The following is a 19,497-nucleotide window of genomic DNA, read 5'->3' on the forward strand; positions in this document are numbered from 1 at the left end:
ACTTATTTTAAAAGGATAATTAATGGAAATTGAACAAGCAGCCTCTTCTTATTCTGGCAGTATGTTTTATTCTTGGAATTCTTTTTCAGGATAAAATAGCATTGGCAGAATATTTTATTGATGGGGTTGCTGTAACTTGTTTGGTTCTGCTTGTTGTAATCTGCTTTCATTCTTATTTTCTACATAAAACCAAAACTGTTTTACTGATGCTCCTATTGTTTGGAGGAGGCATTATTCTTCATTTTTATAATACCTCTTTGTCAGACGATAAGCTTCTGATAAAGAAACATGAAACAGTTACATTTAAGATCTCTCAGAAATTAAATTCTTCTGAAAAGTATAGAAAATATGAAGGCGTAATACAGGCAGAAGGAACCTGTTTCAATTCAATTTTTTATGTTCCAAAAGACAGGAAAGAACTGGATTTTATTCACTACTACAAAGCTGAGGCTTATATTACGCAACCTCAGGCGCCAACATATGATTTTCAGTTCGATTATGCCCAATACCTCAAAAGGAAACATATTCATTACCAGATTTATATTTCAGAAGGAATTGTTTCTGCGGAACGGAATGATTTAACATGGGTAGACCGGTTAAAACAATACAGGTTTGAGGTTCTTAGAAAAATAGATAAAACAGCAATTTCTGAAAAAACTAAAGAATTTCTAAAAGGTATTATTCTGGCAGATAGAACAGAAATTGATGCACGCACTGTCAGAGATTTTAATAGGTCAGGACTGGTTCATTTTCTGGCCATTTCCGGAACTCATATTGTGGTTGTTTTTGGGATTTTTTATTTTTTACTGACTCGTTTTACAACCTTAAAACTCAGAAAATATGCGGTCATTCTCAGTTTGATTTTCATCTGGTTGTTTGCCGCTTTTATCGGATTGGGTAATTCAGTATTGCGGTCATGTATCATGTTGAGTGTTTATTTTATTTTTGTTTTGCTCCAGCGGAAACCGGATCTGCTTCACTCACTGGCTTTATCTGCTTTTTTTATTCTGATTGGAGATACCCAACAGCTTTTTGATGTGGGTTTTCAGCTTAGCTTTCTGGCTGTTTTGGGAATTTACTGGCTGAATCAGCCTCTGCTGAAATGCTTTCCAAAACAGAATAATAATATTGAAAAACTTCTGTATAACACCATTACAATTTCTTTATCAGCACAGCTGGCAACACTTCCTCTGGTGCTCTGTTATTTTCATCAGTTTTCATTCATATCAATTATTGCCAATGTTGTCATTGTTCCTTTTTCTGAGATCATCATTGTCTTTTCATTTGTAATGACAGGTCTTATTTCTTTGGGAATTGATTTTGATCTTATAAACAGAGTGTATGATGAAGTTATTCAGGTTCTGCTGAAGATGATCCACTGGTTTGCTGAGGTTGATTTTCTTTTCTTTGAAAATATCCCAATGAGTGGGATAGAAGTGATGTCTGCATCTGTGTTTGTATATTGGTTAAGGCCGGCTATTCTGAAATTCAAGGTGAAAAACGCGATGAGGTTGCTGATGGCAGTTTTACTATTTTTGATGATAAGAAGCGGAATCACGGCTTTTGAAAATCAAAAAGAAGAGATATTGGTTCATCATTTTAATAAAACCAGGATTTTTTCAGTAAAAAATGGTAGCAGAGTATGTTTCTGGATTTCGGATATGAAAAATAAGACGGAGGTTTTACAGTATATAATCAACCCATATTGTGCATCCAGAAGAGTAGACCATTTTGAGGTAAAAACCTTGTCACCCTCCATTCAAAAAGTAGTTTTCAGAGATAAGACTTATGATCTGAAATGACGGTTCTGAATTTAGCCATTTTCCTGTATTTATAACGGGTGAAGATCTTATTTAGAAAGATTACAAACTGTCTATTTGTGAGATTTCTCACTTTTCGATATTGTTAAACTTTCTTAATTTTGTGGAAATTCAAATTTAAACTTATATGGCAGGTTTAACGAGTTCTACGATAGGTAGAAAATACGCTATGGCATTATCAGCTCTGTTTTTGCTGATTTTTCTTATACTGCATTTGACAACCAATTTGTTATCAGTTCTAAACAAGGATGCATTCAATACAGCATCTGACTTTATGGGCTATAATCCTTTTGTGCAGTTCTTAATGCAGCCTATTCTTGGTTTTGCAGTAATTTTCCATTTTGTAATGGGATTTGTATTGGAGATCAAGAATAATAAAGCGCGTCCGGTAAAGTATGCAGCAAACAACGCATCTGTGAATTCTTCATGGATGTCCAGAAATATGATTATTTCAGGAGCTGTTATTTTAGCTTTCTTGGCGCTTCACTTATATGATTTCTGGCTACACGAAATGAATTTCAAGTATGTAGAAGGATTGACTCCTGATGCAGAACGTTTCTGGCCTGAGCTTCATGAAAAGTTTGCTGATCTTTGGAGAGTGGCTTTATATGTAATCTCTTTTGTTTTGTTAGGATTACACTTAGCTCACGGATTCCAGTCTTCATTCCAGTCTATCGGTGCGAGACATCCAAAATATACGCCGGTGATCAAAGCTTTCGGGAAATGGTATTCCATCCTTATTCCTGCAGGATTCATCATCGTAGCAGTTTTCCATTTTATAACTCAATAATATCAATATACTAATATGAGTAAATTAGATTCAAGAATTCCAGCGGGTCCTCTTAAAGACAAGTGGAAAAATCATAAAGACCATATGAACCTTGTTGCACCAAACAACAGAGATAAAATTGATATTATTGTTGTAGGTACAGGTTTGGCAGGAGGTTCTGCTGCAGCTACATTAGCTGAGCAAGGATACAACGTAAAAGCATTCTGCTACCAGGATTCTCCAAGAAGAGCTCACTCGATTGCAGCTCAGGGAGGGATCAACGCAGCTAAGAATTACCAGGGAGATGGTGACTCTACTTACAGATTATTCTACGATACCATCAAAGGTGGTGACTATAGAGCAAGAGAAGCTAACGTTTACAGATTAGCTGAAGTTTCTGCAAATATTATTGACCAGTGTGTTTCCCAGGGGGTTCCTTTCGGAAGAGATTACGGTGGTCAGCTGGATAACCGTTCATTTGGTGGGGTTCAGGTAAAAAGAACTTTCTACGCAAAAGGACAAACCGGACAGCAGTTATTATTAGGTGCTTATTCTGCAATGAGCCGTCAGATCGGTAAAGGAAGAATTAAGATGTACAACCGTCATGAGATGTTGGATCTTGTTATTGTTGACGGAAAAGCAAGAGGAATTATTGCAAGAAACCTTGTAACAGGAGAAATTGAAAGACACTCTGCTCACGCAGTAGTAATTGCTTCAGGAGGATACGGAAACGTATATTTCCTTTCTACCAATGCAATGGGATCGAACGTTTCTGCAGCATGGAAAATTCACAAGAAAGGAGCTTACTTCGCAAACCCATGCTACGTACAGATTCACCCTACTTGTATCCCAGTTCACGGAACACAGCAGTCTAAACTGACTTTGATGTCTGAATCATTAAGAAACTCAGGAAGAATCTGGGTTCCTAAGAAAATTGAAGATTCAGTAGCGATCAGAGAAGGTAAATTAAGACCTGAAAATATTAAAGAAGAAGATAGAGATTATTATCTGGAAAGAAGATATCCTGCATTCGGTAACCTTGTACCTAGAGACGTAGCTTCCAGAGCTGCTAAGGAAAGATGTGATGCCGGATACGGAATTGAAAATAATGATACTAAAGAAGGTGTTTACCTTGATTTCTCTACAGAGATCATGAAAAAAGGTAAAGAAGCCGCTATCGAAAAACATATTCATAATCCTACAGATCAGCAGATCTATGATCTTGGTAAAAAGTGGGTTGAGGAGAAGTATGGTAACTTATTCGTAATGTACGAAAAAATTACAGCTGATGATCCTTACAAAACTCCAATGAAGATCTATCCTGCGGTTCACTATACAATGGGTGGTGTATGGGTTGATTATAATCTTCAGTCTACGATCCCTGGATGTTTCGTAATCGGTGAGGCTAACTTCTCAGATCACGGGGCAAACAGACTGGGTGCTTCTGCTTTGATGCAGGGTCTTGCTGATGGATATTTTGTACTTCCTTACACGATTGCAGATTACCTTTCTGCAGATATCAGAACAGGAACTATTCCTACCAATTCAGCAGCATTTGACGAGGCTGAAAAAGGAATTAAAGAGAAAATTAATTTCTTCTTAAACAATAAAGGAACTCATTCTGTAGACTATTTCCACAAGCAGTTAGGAAACATTATGTGGAATAAAGTAGGAATGGGAAGAACTCCTGAAGGGTTAAGAGAAGCGATCAAGGAAATTGAAGAAGTAAGAAATAACTTCTGGAAAAATGTAAAAGTTCCGGGAGAAGGAGAAGGAATGAACACTGAGCTTGAAAAAGCATTCAGAGTGGCGGACTTCCTTGAGCTTGGACAATTAATGGCTATCGATGCACTACACAGAAACGAATCTTGTGGTGGACATTTCCGTGAAGATCATTCAACTCCTGACGGAGAAGCGGAAAGAGACGACGTAAACTACAAATACGTCGGAGCTTGGGAATATCAGGGAGACGATATCAACGCGGAAGTGTTGCATAAAGAAGAACTGATCTACGAGAACATCGAGGTTAAAACTAGAAGTTATAAATAATCTCCAACCTATAAATATAACATTATGAGTGCAAAAAAAGGCTTACATCTTACGCTGAAAATTTGGAGACAAAAAAATAGTAAAACTAAAGGTCAGTTTGAGACCTATAAAATATCAGATGTATCTACAGACTCTTCATTTTTAGAGATGTTAGATATCCTGAACGAAAATTTAATTAACGAAGGAAAAGAACCAATCGCTTTCGACCACGACTGTCGTGAGGGAATCTGCGGTATGTGTTCTCTTTACATCAATGGTAGAGCTCACGGACCTGATACAGGTATCACAACTTGTCAGCTTCACATGAGAATGTTCAAAGATGGAGAGACTATCGTTATTGAACCTTGGAGAAGTGCTGCTTTCCCTGTTATCAAAGACTTGATGGTAGACAGAAGCGCATTCGACAGAGTAATGGCAGCAGGAGGTTTCATTTCTGTGAACACTTCCGGTAATACATTGGATGCTAACGCTATTCCTGTTCCGAAAGAAGATGCAGACAAAGCAATGGATGCTGCAGCTTGTATCGGATGTGGAGCTTGTGTAGCGACATGTAAAAACGGATCTGCAATGTTATTCGTTGGAGCAAAAGTTTCTCAGTATGCATTACTTCCACAAGGTAGAGTAGAAGCTAAGAGAAGAGTTCTGAACATGGTAAAAGCTATGGATGAAGAAGGATTTGGTAACTGTTCAAACACAGGTGCGTGTGAAGTAGAATGTCCTAAAGGAATTTCTCTTGAAAACATTGCAAGAATGAACAGAGAATACATGGCTGCTCTTGTAGATCAAGGATAGAATTGATTCAAATACATAGAAAATCGCCTTCATTTTTGGAGGCGATTTTTTTATGAAAAAGAAGACTCTGTTAAAGTTTGTTAACTTATGGCCGGATCTTCGTCATTCTTTATTTATTAACTATATATTTGAAAGGTAGTTGAATCGTTTTTATGAAAAAGCTTTCAAATGCTTTTTACCATCAAAAAGGTGTCATTCAATAATTGGAATACCCCTTTTGAACGGTAATAATAAAATTTTTAAAAAAAATAATTAGTGTGAATTAGCAAGCCCTAAAAAGCGTATTTTTGTGTAATATTAAAAATTGAAATGAAAAAATATCTTTTATTGTTTATCATCACATTCTTTGTGATGTCTTGTTCAAAAAAAGTAGAAGTAAAAGGAAAAATTACCGGAAGCTCACCATTGGAAAGAATTGAATTTGTAGAAGCTTCAGGAGTAGGAACCCTGCCTTTAATTAATATAGGTCTCGATAAAGACGGAAACTTTTCAGGAAGTTTTGATGCTCCTAAGGATGGGATGTACGTAATCAACTATGCAGGCAGACAAAGCCTGATTTATCTTGAAGGAGGACAAAAAGTGAATATCTCAGGAAACGGAGCTACCTTCCCAAATGAATATGTGATTACCGGAGATGCTAAAAAGAATAATGATTTCCTTACAGCTTCTCAGAAGTTTTTAGCTGAGTATGGTAATAAAGTTAACTTAGGCGCTTTGATGGCAGGAGATGAAGCTGCATTTTTGAAAGGAATGCATAAAATTGAAGCGGATATTAATAAAAACGTGGATGACCTTGCTAAGAAAAATAATCCAAGCAAAGGATTACTAGAGTGGAAAAAAAATGATGTGAAAGTAACCATTCTTAATTTGCTTGCCAACTATGAAATGTCTCACGGTCCTATGTCCGGAAACCCTTCTTACAAATCATCTAAAGCTTTTAAAGATTATGAAACCCAGTTAGAAACAGACAAAGAAGCGATGGTGAAAACTATTCCTCTTTACAGACAGTATCTGCTGGTAAAAATGACTCCTGATTTCCAGAAATATGCTGAAGCAAACAGCAAAGGAAAAACAGGTATTACAACTTCTGAGATGTTTGCCCAGTATTTAAAAACTAAAAAAGATTTATCTCAAACAACAAAAGATTATCTTCTTGCATTTGTAATGGCTCAGGCTGATATTCATCCAACAACTCCGGCTGCCAATATCGACAAGATTAAGAAGATCATCGATTCAGATATTAAAGATGCTACTATTAAAAGCGACCTTTTAAAAATGCAGGTAGCGATTACAGGACTTAAAATCGGAGAGGCAGCTCCCGAAGCAGCTTTAGCAAAACAAGACGGAAAAGCTTACAAGCTTTCTGAAAACAAAGGAAAACCTTATATGCTGTTCTTCTATGCTTCATGGAACCCTTACATCAGCGAAGCTACCGTACCTGTATTAAAAGAAGTCGTAAACTTCTATAAGTCTAAAATGAATTTTGTATTTGTAAACGTTGATGATACAAAAGACCAGTTTATTAAAACAAGTAATTCTTTATTAAAAGGAATTCAGGGAGTAAATGTTTACGGAGAAGGAGGATTGAACTCAGATATCGCTAAGAAATATGGCGTATACGGATTCAAATTACCTTGCTTTGTAATCATCGATAAAGACGGTAAAATTGCCAGCAGATCTTTCGTGAACCTTGGTGAGCAGGAATTGGTGACAATTCTTGATAAACTGACAGGTCTTTCTGCTCCGAAAGTAGATCCGAATGCGCAAATGCAGCCACAACTGCAGCTTGATCCATCTGCAATGCAGCAAGCCCCACAGCCAGCAAATCCACAGCCGGCTCCAACAAAATAATAAACTTTAACACTGTATAGAAACCTTATCTTCGGATAAGGTTTTTTTTATTGTATTTTTGCAAACCGGAACGTTAAAGTTTCAATTAGGAAAATAGAAAATTTTAGAATGAGTAGGAAGAAAAAAAGAGATCTAACTCTTGAAAATATAAAATTGTTGACAGCTGGAGCAAAAGGCGTGGCAATAGGAAAAACAGAGGAAGGTAAAACGGTAATGGTAACAGGCGCCATTCCAGGTGATATTGTGAATGTGAGAGTGAAGAAAGCAAAGTCTAAATACTATGAAGGCGAAGCCATTGAAGTTCTTGAAAAATCACCGTACAGAGTTGAGCCTAAATGTATTCATTTTGGTACTTGCGGAGGATGCAAGTGGCAGAATATGAGCTATGAAAAACAGCTTGATTTTAAACAGGAAGAAGTCTATAATAATATCAAAAGGATCGGAGGAATTGATGACTTTGAAACGGTTCCGATTCTAGGATCTGAAGAACAATATTTTTACAGAAATAAAATGGAGTTTTCCTTCTCCAATGCGAGATGGCTTACTCAATATGAAATAAGCTCCGAAGAAAATTTCGGGAGCAAAGATGCCTTAGGTTTTCATATTCCGGGAATGTGGAGCAAGATTCTTGATTTGAAAGAGTGTTTCCTTCAGGAAGATCCTTCCAATGCCATTAGACTGGCTGTAAAAGAATATGGCGTTAATACTGGCCTTGACTTTTTTGATGTGAGAAATCAGGAAGGATTCTTAAGAACCTTAATGATGAGACAGAACTCCAAAGGAGAATGGATGGTTCTTTTCCAGCTTTACAGAGAAGAAAAAGAAAACAGAGAAAAACTTTTTGAATTCTTATTAGAAAAATTCCCGCAGATTAAAACATTGGTATATGCTATTAATCCTAAGCAGAATGACTCTATTTATGATTTAAATATCAATGTATATTTCGGGGAAGGATACCTTATGGAAGAAATGGACGGACTGCAGTTTAAAATCGGTCCGAAATCATTCTTTCAGACCAACTACAAACAGGCACTGGAGCTATACAGAAAAACATTGGAGTTTGCAGATCTTAAAGGAGATGAAGTAGTGTATGACCTTTATACCGGAACAGGAACAATCGCCCAGTATGTAGCAAGAAATGCAAAACAGGTGATTGGAATAGAATCTGTACAGGAAGCCATAGACGCAGCTATAGAACACGCCGCATTGAACGGATTGACAAATACAACGTTCTATTGTGGAGATATGAAAGATATTTTCAATGATGAATTTATGGCGAATCATCCTAAAGCAGATGTGTTAATCACGGATCCTCCAAGAGATGGAATGCACCAGAAGGTTGTAGAGCAGATTTTAAAACTGTCACCTGAAAAAGTAGTTTATGTAAGCTGTAACTCAGCAACACAGGCGAGAGATCTTGCCCTGATGAAAGATCATTATACTTTAGTAAAGATCTTACCGGTAGATATGTTCCCGCAAACGCACCATGTTGAGAACATTGCATTGCTTGTTAAAAAATAAATTATTTAAATTTGAATTTCAAATCTTAATATGAAGTACTTTAAATTTCTCATAGCAATCTGCTTTTTAGGAATGCTTTTTTCCTGTGGCGGAGATGATGATATCTGTGAAAGCGGAGAAGGAACTCCCAGAATGAAGGTAGGTTTCAGAACATTGGTGGAAGGAAAGGATACAACCATAGATACATTGTATGTATCAGTAGACTATGGCGGAGGAAAGGTGGATTTGGGAAAACTTGCCAACATTGATTCCAGGTTAATTCCTTTACGTGTAGACAACTCACCCTATACGGATGTTTATTTCAAAACCAGATTCAAAGGGCCGGAGTCTCATGTAAGAATCAGCTATAGTACAAAGTCTACCTATGTATCTCCGGGGTGCGGAATCAAAAAATCTTATGAGAATTTAAGTTCAGAATTAGTAACTCCGAATCCTGTTCTGAAACTGGAAGCCGGGCAAAATCAAATAGAGAATGAAGACAAGACTAATCTTTACCTTTCTTTTTAGTTTATTGGGAATAATAAGCTGGGCACAAGAGAAAAAAAAGGAAGCAGAAAAGAAAGTTCATGAGAAATATGAACCCAATTTTATGGTTGGCCTTGATGTACTGAACACCGGAGCCGGATTCTTTTCAGACAGAAAACTGTATCAGGGATTTATTTCGTCAAAGATAAAAGGAAATCTGCATGCTATTGCGGAAGCAGGTTTTGAAAAGAATGTGTATCAGAAGAATGGTTATGATGCAAAAGCAAGCGGTCCCTTCGTTAAGTTGGGGGCTTTCTATATGCTGGCAAAAGATGCAGAGAATGAATTCAACGGATTTTATGCTGGTGGAAAAGCAGCAGGATCATTCTATAACCAGGAATATATGGCAATTCCCGTTCGCGGATTTGGGGGAAGCAGTTCCTCTGAAGCATTTCCTTCATCCTCTCAGTCTTCTTTCTGGCTTGAAGGTACATTGGGGGGCAGAGTGCAATTGTTTAGTTCCAATTTTTATATAGATGTAAATCTTCAGCCAAGATATATGGTTTACACTTCCAAACAGGATGATATTTCTCCAATGATCGTTCCCGGCTTTGGAAGAAGTTCCTCAAAGTTTAATATGGGGTTTGCATGGAATATTGCTTATAAGTTCTAGAAATAACTGCTCTTACCATTTAAAATATAAAAAACACAAACTTTAGATTGTCCTAAAGTTTGTGTTTTTTTTAATGAATGTTACTTATAATTTTTATAAATGATAATTCTTGAATTGTACAATATATAGAATATAAAATTAATCATATTCTTTGATTTGTGTTTTTTTTAATGAATATGTTTTTTAGATGTATAATATTAAAAAATATTAAGTTATTTAATTTGTTTGATTTATAAAATAGCTATATTTGGCGGAAATTATAATTGTTTTTTAATTTATGAAAAGAGTATTTACTGCTTTAATGTTAACTTGCATAGGAGGGGCAGTGTTCGGGCAATGGACACCTACTTCTCTTAAAAAAGGAGACGACAACAAAAGAAGTACAGGATTTAGAGTAGATCAATCTAATGTAAGAGGTAACGGGTACTATAAACTGGACCTGAACTTACTGAGATCTCAGCTGAAGAATGCACAGGAAATGGGAGCTAATTCCACTCCTGTAGTAATTTCTCTTCCTACAATGAGTGGGAAGATTGAAAGGTTTAATGTATACAGTTTTCCGGTAGTTGTAAAAGAACTGGCAGACAAGTATGAATTAGGATCTTATGTTGGAACAAGTGTCGATGACCCTACCAAATACTTAAGATTCAGTATCGCTCCTAACGATTTTCAGTCAATGATTATTCATGGAGATAAATATGAATTTATCGATCCGGCATCAGCAGACAAAACGGTTTACGCTGTTCATCCTAAAACAAAAAAGGATAAGAACGGTTTCCTGTGTTCTACAGAAGAATCTCCTGCTGCTAAGAAGGAAATAGATGCTTTATTGAAAAATGGGCAGTCATTCTCTAATCAGCCAACAACTTTTAACAAAAGTTCTGATAAGAAATACAGAACAATGAGACTGGCAATGTCTGTTACAGGTGAGTATACACAATACTTTATGACACTTGCAAACGTGCCTGCCACTGCTACAGATGCCGAGAAAAGAGCTCCTGCATTGGTTGCCATCAATAACACGCTAACCAGAGTAAATGGAGTTTTTGAGAAAGATTTTGCATTGCATTTGAATTTACAGAATTTTCCAAATGTAATTTATATTGATCCGGCAACCGATCCATATGCTGCAGCTGCAACGGGATCACAAGGGGCTTGGAACACACAGCTGCAAGCAGCTTTGACAGCCAATGTTGGAAACGAAAACTATGATATCGGACACTTGTTCGGTAAATCAGGAGGTGGAGGAAACGCCGGATGTATCGGGTGTGTATGTATCAATCCTACAACTGCAGTTCCTAAAGGAAAAGGTTCAGGATTTACTTCTCCGGCGAATGGAATTCCGTCTGGTGACGCCTTTGATATCGATTATGTTGCACACGAAATGGGGCACCAGTTAGGAGCTAACCATACTTTCTCTCATAATCTTGAAGGAAGCGGAGTAAATATGGAACCAGGTTCAGGAACTACCATCATGGGATATGCAGGTATTACCGGCCCTGATACAGATGTTCAGCAAAACTCTGATCCTTATTTCCATAAAGCAAGTATCGGTCAGGTACAGGCTAATTTAATTGCAAAAACTTGTGATGTAGAAACTACAATTACTAACAATCCACCGGTAATTGCTGATCTTCCAACATATACTATACCTAAAGGTACTGCTTTTGCTTTAACAGGTTCTGCTACAGATCCTGAAAATGATCCAATGACTTATTCCTGGGAAGAGGTAGATAATGCTTCAGTTTCTATTGATAAGTATAATTTAGGAAATACAACATCAGGAGCTTCATTCAGATCCGCTGCTCCAAACGCAAGCCCGACAAGATACTTCCCGAAATTTACTTCTGTAATGAACGGAGTATTAAATAATGCGAACAATACATGGGAAGCCGTATCTACTAAGGCAAGAACTACAAATTTTGCATTAACGGTAAGAGATAATAATTCCAATGTAGCCCAACAGCAATCTGCTTTTAAAATTCAGACTATTGTTGTAGGAGATAATGGTCCTTTCAGATTAGCTAACCAATATGCTGATGTGAATACTCCAACGCCAGTTCAATGGATTGTTGCCAATACCAATGCAGCTCCTTATAATGTTGCTAATGTAAAAATTGATTACACTACAGATAACGGAACAACCTGGATGGTATTATCAGCATCAACACCTAATGACGGATCCGAAAACTTCACTTTCCCTTCTTCATTGAACGGTCAGACAATTAAAGTAAGAGTTTCTTCAATAGGAAATGTTTTCTATGCGGTAGGACCTGTAAGTATTGCACCTCTATCTGCTTGTAGCAGTGCTGCTCCAACTAACGTTGTTGTAAGTAACATTACAGTGTCTTCAGGAAGTGTATCCTGGATGTCTTATACAGGCGCAACTTATAAAGTACGTTACAGAAAAGTAGGTACAACTGTATGGACTGAAGCTGATACAGCAGTTCCTTCAATCAACTTAAGTAACTTAATTGATGGTACAACGTATGAAGTTCAGGTAGCTTTAGTTTGTGGTACTACAGTAGGAACATATTCTACATCCGTAAACTTCAGTACACCTGCACTTGCTTACTGCGCAGCTGCTTCAACAAGTTCAGACTATGAGTATATTGCCAATGTGACACTTGCGAATGTAAATAACACTTCTGTAAATAGTACATATACAAACTATACAACAAATACAGCACTTCAAATTAACTTAACAAAAGGGAATGTTTACCCTATGTCTGTTACTGTAGGGAACTCCGGTAGTGCTGATTATGATACGGTAGCTGCATTTATAGACTTTAACAAAGATGGTGTTTTCAGTGATTCAGAAAGAGTATTGAATTATCCTGTAACATTAACGCAGCCATCAACTGTAGTAAGCGGAAACGTTACAATTCCAGCGAATGCAGTAGAAGGACAGCCATTAAGAATGAGAGTTGTAGCATTCTATGTAGGTGCTGGAACTGGAGGAGGTAACATTGGTTTATCATTACCTTCAGATTATGTTTGTGGAGAACTTTTCGATGGTGAGGTTGAGGATTATAATGTAGTTATCACAGGTAACCTTTCTACTTCTGAAAACGATGTTAAAAATAATGGTATTCAGATTTATCCAAATCCTGCAACTGATGTTTTAAATATTACTAAAGTTTCAGATAAAGCAACTTATAAAATTTATAGTGCTGCCGGACAATTAGTAGACAGAGGAAATATCAATAATGGAAAAGTAAATGTTTCAGCTTTAGTGAAAGGTGGTTATATAATTACTATTGATGATAAAGGAATTGAACAGTTCAAATCTAAATTTATCAAGAAATAAAGATAACCTTTAAATATTAGTAAATCCCCGGAACTTCCCGGGGATTTCTTTATTTAGATCATAAGTAGTTAATTTGTTATTTTTTTATAAAAAAAACATAAATGTACTTATAAATTAATAATAAAAAATGATTAGATTTGTGTGATTAATATTATAATGAAAACATTATGAAGAAATTCTTTACCTCTTTAATTCTGTTTCTCTGTTTGATTTGCACAGGCTTTGTATCCAAAGTCTCGGCTCAGGCAGGCCAGATCGGGACAGGAACGGGTACCTCTGTGTATCTCCCCATACGTTCCTATTATGGGTATAGTTATTCTCAGCAGATTTATACTGCTGCAGAGCTTACGACTGCTATAGGTACGTCAAACTATATCACGGCTATAAAGTTTTATTCCACCACCGTTGCATCCTCTCAGGCTGTATATAAGGATTGGTTGGTATACATGGGAAATACAACCCAGAATAACTTTGCCACCAATACAAGCTGGATTCCGGTAAGTTCTATGACTCAGGTGTTTGACGGAGTTTTACCTAACTTAACGAATGGAAGCTGGGTAACTCTTCAATTGTCTACACCATTTTTATGGAATGGAACAGACAACCTTGTGGTTGCTGTAAATGAAAAAACTCCTGATTATGCATCTTCTCCAGGTACGGCCTGGGGATCATACAATGCAGGAGCAAACAGGGGGATCATCTATTATGAAGATAGCGCAAATCCTGATCCTGCAGCACCTCCTTCTGCAAAAGACAGACTTGCAGATATTCCCAGAATACAGTTGGAAAGCCACCCGCTTCCGGCTTGTTCAACAGCTCCGCCTACCAATATTACAGTTTCAAACCTGACAACAACTTCTGCTAATATAGGCTGGTACCTTTCTGCAGGTGCCACTTATGTTGTAAGATACAGACCTGTATCAGGAGGAGCTTGGACAACAATCAATGTGACAACTCCTATGGTCGCAAACCAGATTATTACCGGATTAACTGAGCAGACTCAGTATGAAGTTCAGGTAGCGACTGTCTGTGGAGGAACACAGGGAGCATTCTCTTCCAGCGTCAACTTTACAACTCCTGCACTTACTTATTGTAATTCCGCTGCTACGAGTACCTATATTGATGGATATATCAATCAGGTTTCTGTAAATGCACAAGGTGCTCCGTCTATGTACAGCAACTCCGGTCAGAGTGGCTATACAGATTACAGTACAGATCCTGCAAGAGTAGTTACTTTGGTAAGAGGAGGTACAGCTACCGTTTCAGTTTCAAAAACGTGGCCAGGCTACCAGTACGGCTTCTTGACAGGAGTTTGGATTGACTTTAACCGTAATGGTGTTTTTGAAGCGAGTGAAAGAGTACTTACTTCACCAAGTAATACAACAACTCCGGTTACCGCTACATTTACAGTACCAACTGCTGCCGGTGGTGCTTATACAGGAAACCTGACTACAAAAATGCGTGTTGTATTAAATGAATACAGCCCAATTAGTGCTTGTGGAACTTATTATTATGGTGAAACTGAAGACTATGCAGTAAAACTTATCGATTTGGCTGGATGTTCTACAGCACCGCCATCTAATATCATGGTTAATAATGTAACCCCTTCTTCAGCGAATGTTACTTGGACATCCACTACAGGAGCTACTTATATCGTAAGATACAGAGTTTCTCCTTCCGGAGCATGGCAGCAGATTGCAGTAAATACACCATTAATCAGTAACCAATTACTTACCGGATTATTGGAACAGACTGCATACGATGTACAGGTAGCCACTGTTTGTGGAGGTACTACAGGGGCATTCTCACCAACTGTTACCTTTACAACACCTACTCTTACTTATTGTACAGCAGGTCCTACAAGCAATACTGCAACAAGCGGATATATTAATAATGTAACTGTTACTCCTACGAATACTCCTATTATGATGAGTAATTCCGGATCTGACAATTATAAAGATTATACACCGGATGCTACAAGAGTAGTAATCTTTGAAAGAGGTTCAGCAAATAATAAAATTTCTGTAAACAAATACTGGCCGGGTTCTCCTTCTTCATATGCAGTTTCAGCCTGGGTAGACTTTAACAGAAACGGAACATTTGAAACCAGTGAAAGAATTCTTAATACCACATACAATACAACTACTCCTGTAACGGCTACTTTCTCAGTACCTACCGTTGCAAGTGGTAACGTGTATACAGGAACTCTTCCTACCCGTATGCGTGTAGTAATGAGATATTTTGATAATGCTAACCCTTGTGGTACATTCACTCAGGGAGAGGTAGAAGATTATGCAGTAAAATTTGTAGATGCTCAGCCTTGTTCAACGGCCGCTCCAACAAATATTACAGTAAATAATATCGGAGCTACTACAGCAACGGTATCATGGGTTGCTACTGCAGGAGCTACTTATAATATCAGATGGAGAGTTTCTCCGGGTGGAGTGTGGCAGACAGCTACAGTTCCTGCGGGTCAGAACTTCTATGGAATTACTGGTCTTACAGAGCAGACTAATTATGATGTTCAGGTTTCTACAACTTGTAACGGTTCCACAGGTTCTTACTCGTCAACAGTAACATTCACAACCCCTCCATTAACTTACTGTCAAATGACAGGAACGGGTACGAATGACCATATTTCGAATGTAACAGTTACCTCTTCGAACCTTGGAGTTCCTCCGATGAATAATACTTCGGTACAGACCAATTATATCAGTTATACTTCTCCGGAAACTCTTATTACTTTAGATGTAGATTCTCAGAATAATAAAATTTCCGTAGCAAAAGGCTGGACAGGTGCAACAGGTAACGATGCTGTAACAGCCTGGATCGACTTTGACAGAAACGGACAGTTTACAGATGCCGAGAGAATTTTAATTTCTCCAGCCAACACAACAACTCCGGTGACGGCTACTTTTGCAGTTCCTTCGAATGCTTACACAGGACTATTAACAACTACAATGAGGGTTGTACTGAAACGTACAAATGCTCCTGTAATGTGTCAGAACGCAGTAGATGGAGAAGTAGAAGACTACAGAGTAAGAATCAGACCTTGCAGCAATGCAACTCCTAACGCACCAACATTTACAACAACGCATACAACAGCTACTGTTACCATCACAGGAGCAGGAGTAAGTTATGTGGTGAGATACAGAGTGCAGGGAACAACTGTCTGGACGCAGGTATATGCTTCTGCACAATTAGGTAACCTTCCTTTAGTAATCAGTGGATTGACTCCAGCAACTACTTATGAAGTAGAGGTTGCGGCAATCTGTGGAGATATCGTTGGAACGGCAACACCAATCAAAACATTTACTACAAGATGTGATCCTACTCCTCCGAATGTAACAGTAACTAATATTACTCCAACAACAGCATTGATTACGTGGTCTCCGCTTGCAGCAAGTTCTACGTATACCATGAGATGGAGAAAAGTAGGTAGTACAGGGCCATGGAATATAGTGAGTTTACCGGCAGCTCCTGCCAATACTTATGTATTAGGAAGTGCAACTCCTCTGGAGCCATACACAACTTATGAAGTACAGATTGCTAACCAGTGTAACGGTGAAAGTACATTAAATCCATATTCAAATCCTAAAGTATTTACAACAGAAAGAATATGTGAGATTCCGCCTCCGGGACTAACAATTACCCAATTGCTTCCTACATCAGCGGCAATTCAGTGGGATCCGTTCCCGGGAGCAACATATGTTCTTAGATATAGAAAAGTAGGAATTCCGAGCTGGACAGAAGTACCATCATTAGTTAATAACCTTGTATTGACAGGTCTTACAGAATTAACAAAATATGAAATGCAGGTAGTGAATATCTGTAACGGTACACCAGGAAACTATACTCCTCCTTACTACTTTACAACTCCTACAGTAATCTACTGTAAGATGAAGGCTGAAAACTCAACAGGAGAGCATATCTCTAAAGTTACAGTGAAGCCTACTGGTAAGAAAACAATGGAGAATGAATCCGGAGCATCGACGTATACAGATTACACAGGAGTTCCTAAAACATTCATCGAGATGATCCAGGGCTCCACTGACAATGAGATCATCATTGAGAAAAAATGGACAGGAACTACTTACAACGAAGGAATCGCAGTTTGGATTGACTTCAACAGAAACGGAGAGTTTGACATCAATGAAAGAGTATTTACTTCTTCACCAAACTCAAACAGCCCTGTTTCAGGTAAATTCAATGTACCGGCAGATGCCTTTGTAAGTATGACAGATTATAAGTATGTAGTGATGAGAGTAGCCATGTCGAGAGACGGTATCCCTGTAAACTGTACTGACTTCAAAAACGGAGAAGTAGAGGATTACACGGTAAGAATCTCTAAACCTGTTGTCGCTAACCCGGTTGATCAGACCAGTGTTATGATTTATCCTAACCCGGTAAGCTCAGTACTGTTTGTAAAAAATGTTAGCAAGAGGGCTAAATATAAGATCTACAATGCAGCCGGACAGGTTATCGCAGACGGTATCCTACTCAACAACCAGATCAATGTAAGCAGATTGATTAACGGTGTTTATGTAATTGATATCGATGACAACGGTACTACTACCCAAAAGAAATTTATCAAAGAATAATCATTTAGATTTCAAATAGAATAAGCCTCCGGAAATGGAGGCTTATTTTTTTTGTAAAAGATCTCGGAAGAATCCGTCCCCTCAGGAAAAATTTTTTGCAGAAAAAAACTCGTTAGAAAAGCTTCTAACGAGTTTTTATTTATTCAATACTGAAGATCACTTTTTCAGTTTCTTCTTTTAATTCTTCCAGATTGGTATTATTGTAGATAATGCAGTCTGCCATTTTAATTTTATCCCTTTCGGGCATTTGTTTTTCCATGATCGTTTCTACCTCGCGGTAGGTTTTATTATCCCTGTCCATTACTCTTTTGATCCTGATGTTATCCTCGGCTGTTACCAGAAGAGACTTATAACATTGTCTGTTAAGTTTCAGTTCAAACAGTAAAGCTGTTTCTTTAAAAACTAAATATTTGCTTTGTTTCTTAACCCAGTTTTCAAAATCAATTCTTACAGCGGGATGAATAATTTCATTCAACTGCTGAAGCAGATCTCTGTTATTAAAAACTTTATCCGCTACAAATTTTCTGTCATACAATCCGTTTTCATCATAAGCATCTTCGCCAAGAAGTTCTTTGATTTTTATTTTCAGATCTTCACTCTCATTAACTATAGCTTTTGCTCTGTCATCGGAATAATAAACCGGAAAGCCGAATTCCTCTATGAAGCGCGCAACTGTGGTTTTTCCGGAACCTATTCCTCCTGTTAAACCAATGATCTTGGGTGCTGGTTCCGGCTCTGTCTGCTGTGTTTCTGAATGTAATTCTTCCATAATTAAAAATTAATATCCAAAAACATCATTAAAGCTAAACGTCTCATCAAGTCTTACCCCTTTATCGGTCATTTTAAGACTTGCCAGTTCGTTATGAGCATCATGTTCAAAGAACAATAAATATTCGTTGTCTACACACTGCTTAAGGAATTTCCCTTTTTCTTCCAGTGTTAAAAGAGGTCTGGTATCATATCCCATCACGTATACCTGATTGATATGTCCTGCGGTAGGAATAAGATCGGCTGCAAAAACAACCGTTTTTTCCTGATATTGGATTACCGGAAGCATCTGCTTTTCCGTATGTCCGTCTACGAAGATAACATCCATCTTCAGATCAGGAGCGAAACCGTAATTTCCGGTAGTGGGAAGTGGTAAAAAGTTAAGTTGTCCGCTTTCCTGCATCGGCATAATATTTTCCTTCAGAAAGCTGGCTTTTTCCCTTGCATTGGGTTCTATAGCCCATTGCCAGTGGTTTTCATTCGTCCAGAAGTTGGCGTTTTTAAAGGCAGGTCTGTATCCGGTTCTGTCGTCATTCCATTCTATAGCTCCGCCGCAGTGATCGAAGTGAAGGTGAGTAAGGAATACATCCGTAATATCTTCCTTTATAAAGCCGTATTTTTTAAGATTTTTATCAAGAGTATCGTCTCCCCAAAGAGAATAATGTCCAAAAAACTTGTCATCCTGTTTGTTACCGAGACCGCAGTCTACCAGGATTAATTTTTTTCCATCTTCAATAAGCAGAGAACGGGTTCCCAGCTCGATCAGGTTTTTTTCGTCTGCCGGGTTTGTTTTTTCCCACAGACTCTTCGGGACGACTCCAAACATAGCACCGCCGTCCAGTTTAAATTTTCCACATTGTATTGGATATAACTTCATA

Annotated in this window: 12 protein-coding genes; 10 read left to right on the forward strand and 2 right to left on the reverse strand. The window is 37.8% G+C overall.

The genetic code is table 11. The features are described 5' to 3' along the window. Window positions 1-29: 29 nt before the first annotated feature. The 10 genes from ACLI50_RS05965 to ACLI50_RS06010 all read left to right on the forward strand — a co-directional run bounded on the left by ACLI50_RS05965 (window position 30) and on the right by ACLI50_RS06010 (window position 17,851). Window positions 30-1,802 (forward strand): ComEC/Rec2 family competence protein, encoded by a 1,773-nt coding sequence (locus ACLI50_RS05965; protein ID WP_411413372.1) that lies wholly within the window; start codon window positions 30-32, stop codon window positions 1,800-1,802. Window positions 1,803-1,947: 145 nt separating this feature from the next. Next, on the forward strand, window positions 1,948-2,610 hold the full coding sequence (locus tag ACLI50_RS05970; protein ID WP_411413373.1) for a succinate dehydrogenase cytochrome b subunit: 663 nt from the start codon (window positions 1,948-1,950) through the stop codon (window positions 2,608-2,610). Between the two features lie 15 nt (window positions 2,611-2,625). Beyond that, a complete protein-coding gene (locus ACLI50_RS05975) occupies window positions 2,626-4,638 on the forward strand; it encodes a fumarate reductase/succinate dehydrogenase flavoprotein subunit (RefSeq protein WP_202841501.1) in 2,013 nt (670 codons plus the stop codon). Between the two features lie 24 nt (window positions 4,639-4,662). After that, window positions 4,663-5,430: a succinate dehydrogenase/fumarate reductase iron-sulfur subunit gene (locus tag ACLI50_RS05980; protein ID WP_062675785.1), complete on the forward strand. Its 768-nt coding sequence runs from the start codon at window positions 4,663-4,665 to the stop codon at window positions 5,428-5,430. 309 nt (window positions 5,431-5,739) lie between these two features. Beyond that, window positions 5,740-7,281 (forward strand): TlpA family protein disulfide reductase, encoded by a 1,542-nt coding sequence (locus ACLI50_RS05985; protein ID WP_227944177.1) that lies wholly within the window; start codon window positions 5,740-5,742, stop codon window positions 7,279-7,281. 108 nt (window positions 7,282-7,389) lie between these two features. After that, window positions 7,390-8,802, forward strand: a complete 1,413-nt coding sequence (gene rlmD / locus ACLI50_RS05990) for a 23S rRNA (uracil(1939)-C(5))-methyltransferase RlmD (protein WP_110008260.1) — start codon at window positions 7,390-7,392, stop codon at window positions 8,800-8,802. A gap of 30 nt (window positions 8,803-8,832) precedes the next feature. Then, window positions 8,833-9,309, forward strand: a complete 477-nt coding sequence (locus ACLI50_RS05995) for a hypothetical protein (RefSeq protein WP_411413374.1) — start codon at window positions 8,833-8,835, stop codon at window positions 9,307-9,309. Then, on the forward strand, window positions 9,275-9,940 hold the full coding sequence (locus ACLI50_RS06000; RefSeq protein ID WP_202841497.1) for a DUF6048 family protein: 666 nt from the start codon (window positions 9,275-9,277) through the stop codon (window positions 9,938-9,940). The genes ACLI50_RS05995 and ACLI50_RS06000 overlap by 35 nt, the downstream gene beginning before the upstream one ends. Before the next feature lie 277 nt (window positions 9,941-10,217). Next, a complete protein-coding gene (locus ACLI50_RS06005; RefSeq protein ID WP_411413375.1) occupies window positions 10,218-13,250 on the forward strand; it encodes a reprolysin-like metallopeptidase in 3,033 nt (1,010 codons plus the stop codon). Window positions 13,251-13,417: 167 nt separating this feature from the next. Further along, on the forward strand, window positions 13,418-17,851 hold the full coding sequence (locus ACLI50_RS06010; RefSeq protein ID WP_411413376.1) for a GEVED domain-containing protein: 4,434 nt from the start codon (window positions 13,418-13,420) through the stop codon (window positions 17,849-17,851). A 139-nt stretch (window positions 17,852-17,990) separates the two neighbouring features. On the opposite strand, the gene coaE is transcribed toward ACLI50_RS06010, so the two are convergent. After that, the gene (gene coaE / locus ACLI50_RS06015) at window positions 17,991-18,620 is read right to left on the reverse strand and encodes a dephospho-CoA kinase (protein WP_343642763.1); all 630 of its coding nucleotides are present in this window, start codon (window positions 18,618-18,620) and stop codon (window positions 17,991-17,993) included. A 9-nt stretch (window positions 18,621-18,629) separates the two neighbouring features. Further along, the gene (locus tag ACLI50_RS06020; RefSeq protein WP_202841490.1) at window positions 18,630-19,496 is read right to left on the reverse strand and encodes an MBL fold metallo-hydrolase; all 867 of its coding nucleotides are present in this window, start codon (window positions 19,494-19,496) and stop codon (window positions 18,630-18,632) included. Window position 19,497: the final 1 nt, after the last annotated feature.

Origin of the sequence: Chryseobacterium cupriresistens (assembly GCF_046614675.1) — a bacterium.
GTDB classification, from domain to species: Bacteria; Bacteroidota; Bacteroidia; order Flavobacteriales; family Weeksellaceae; genus Chryseobacterium; species Chryseobacterium cupriresistens.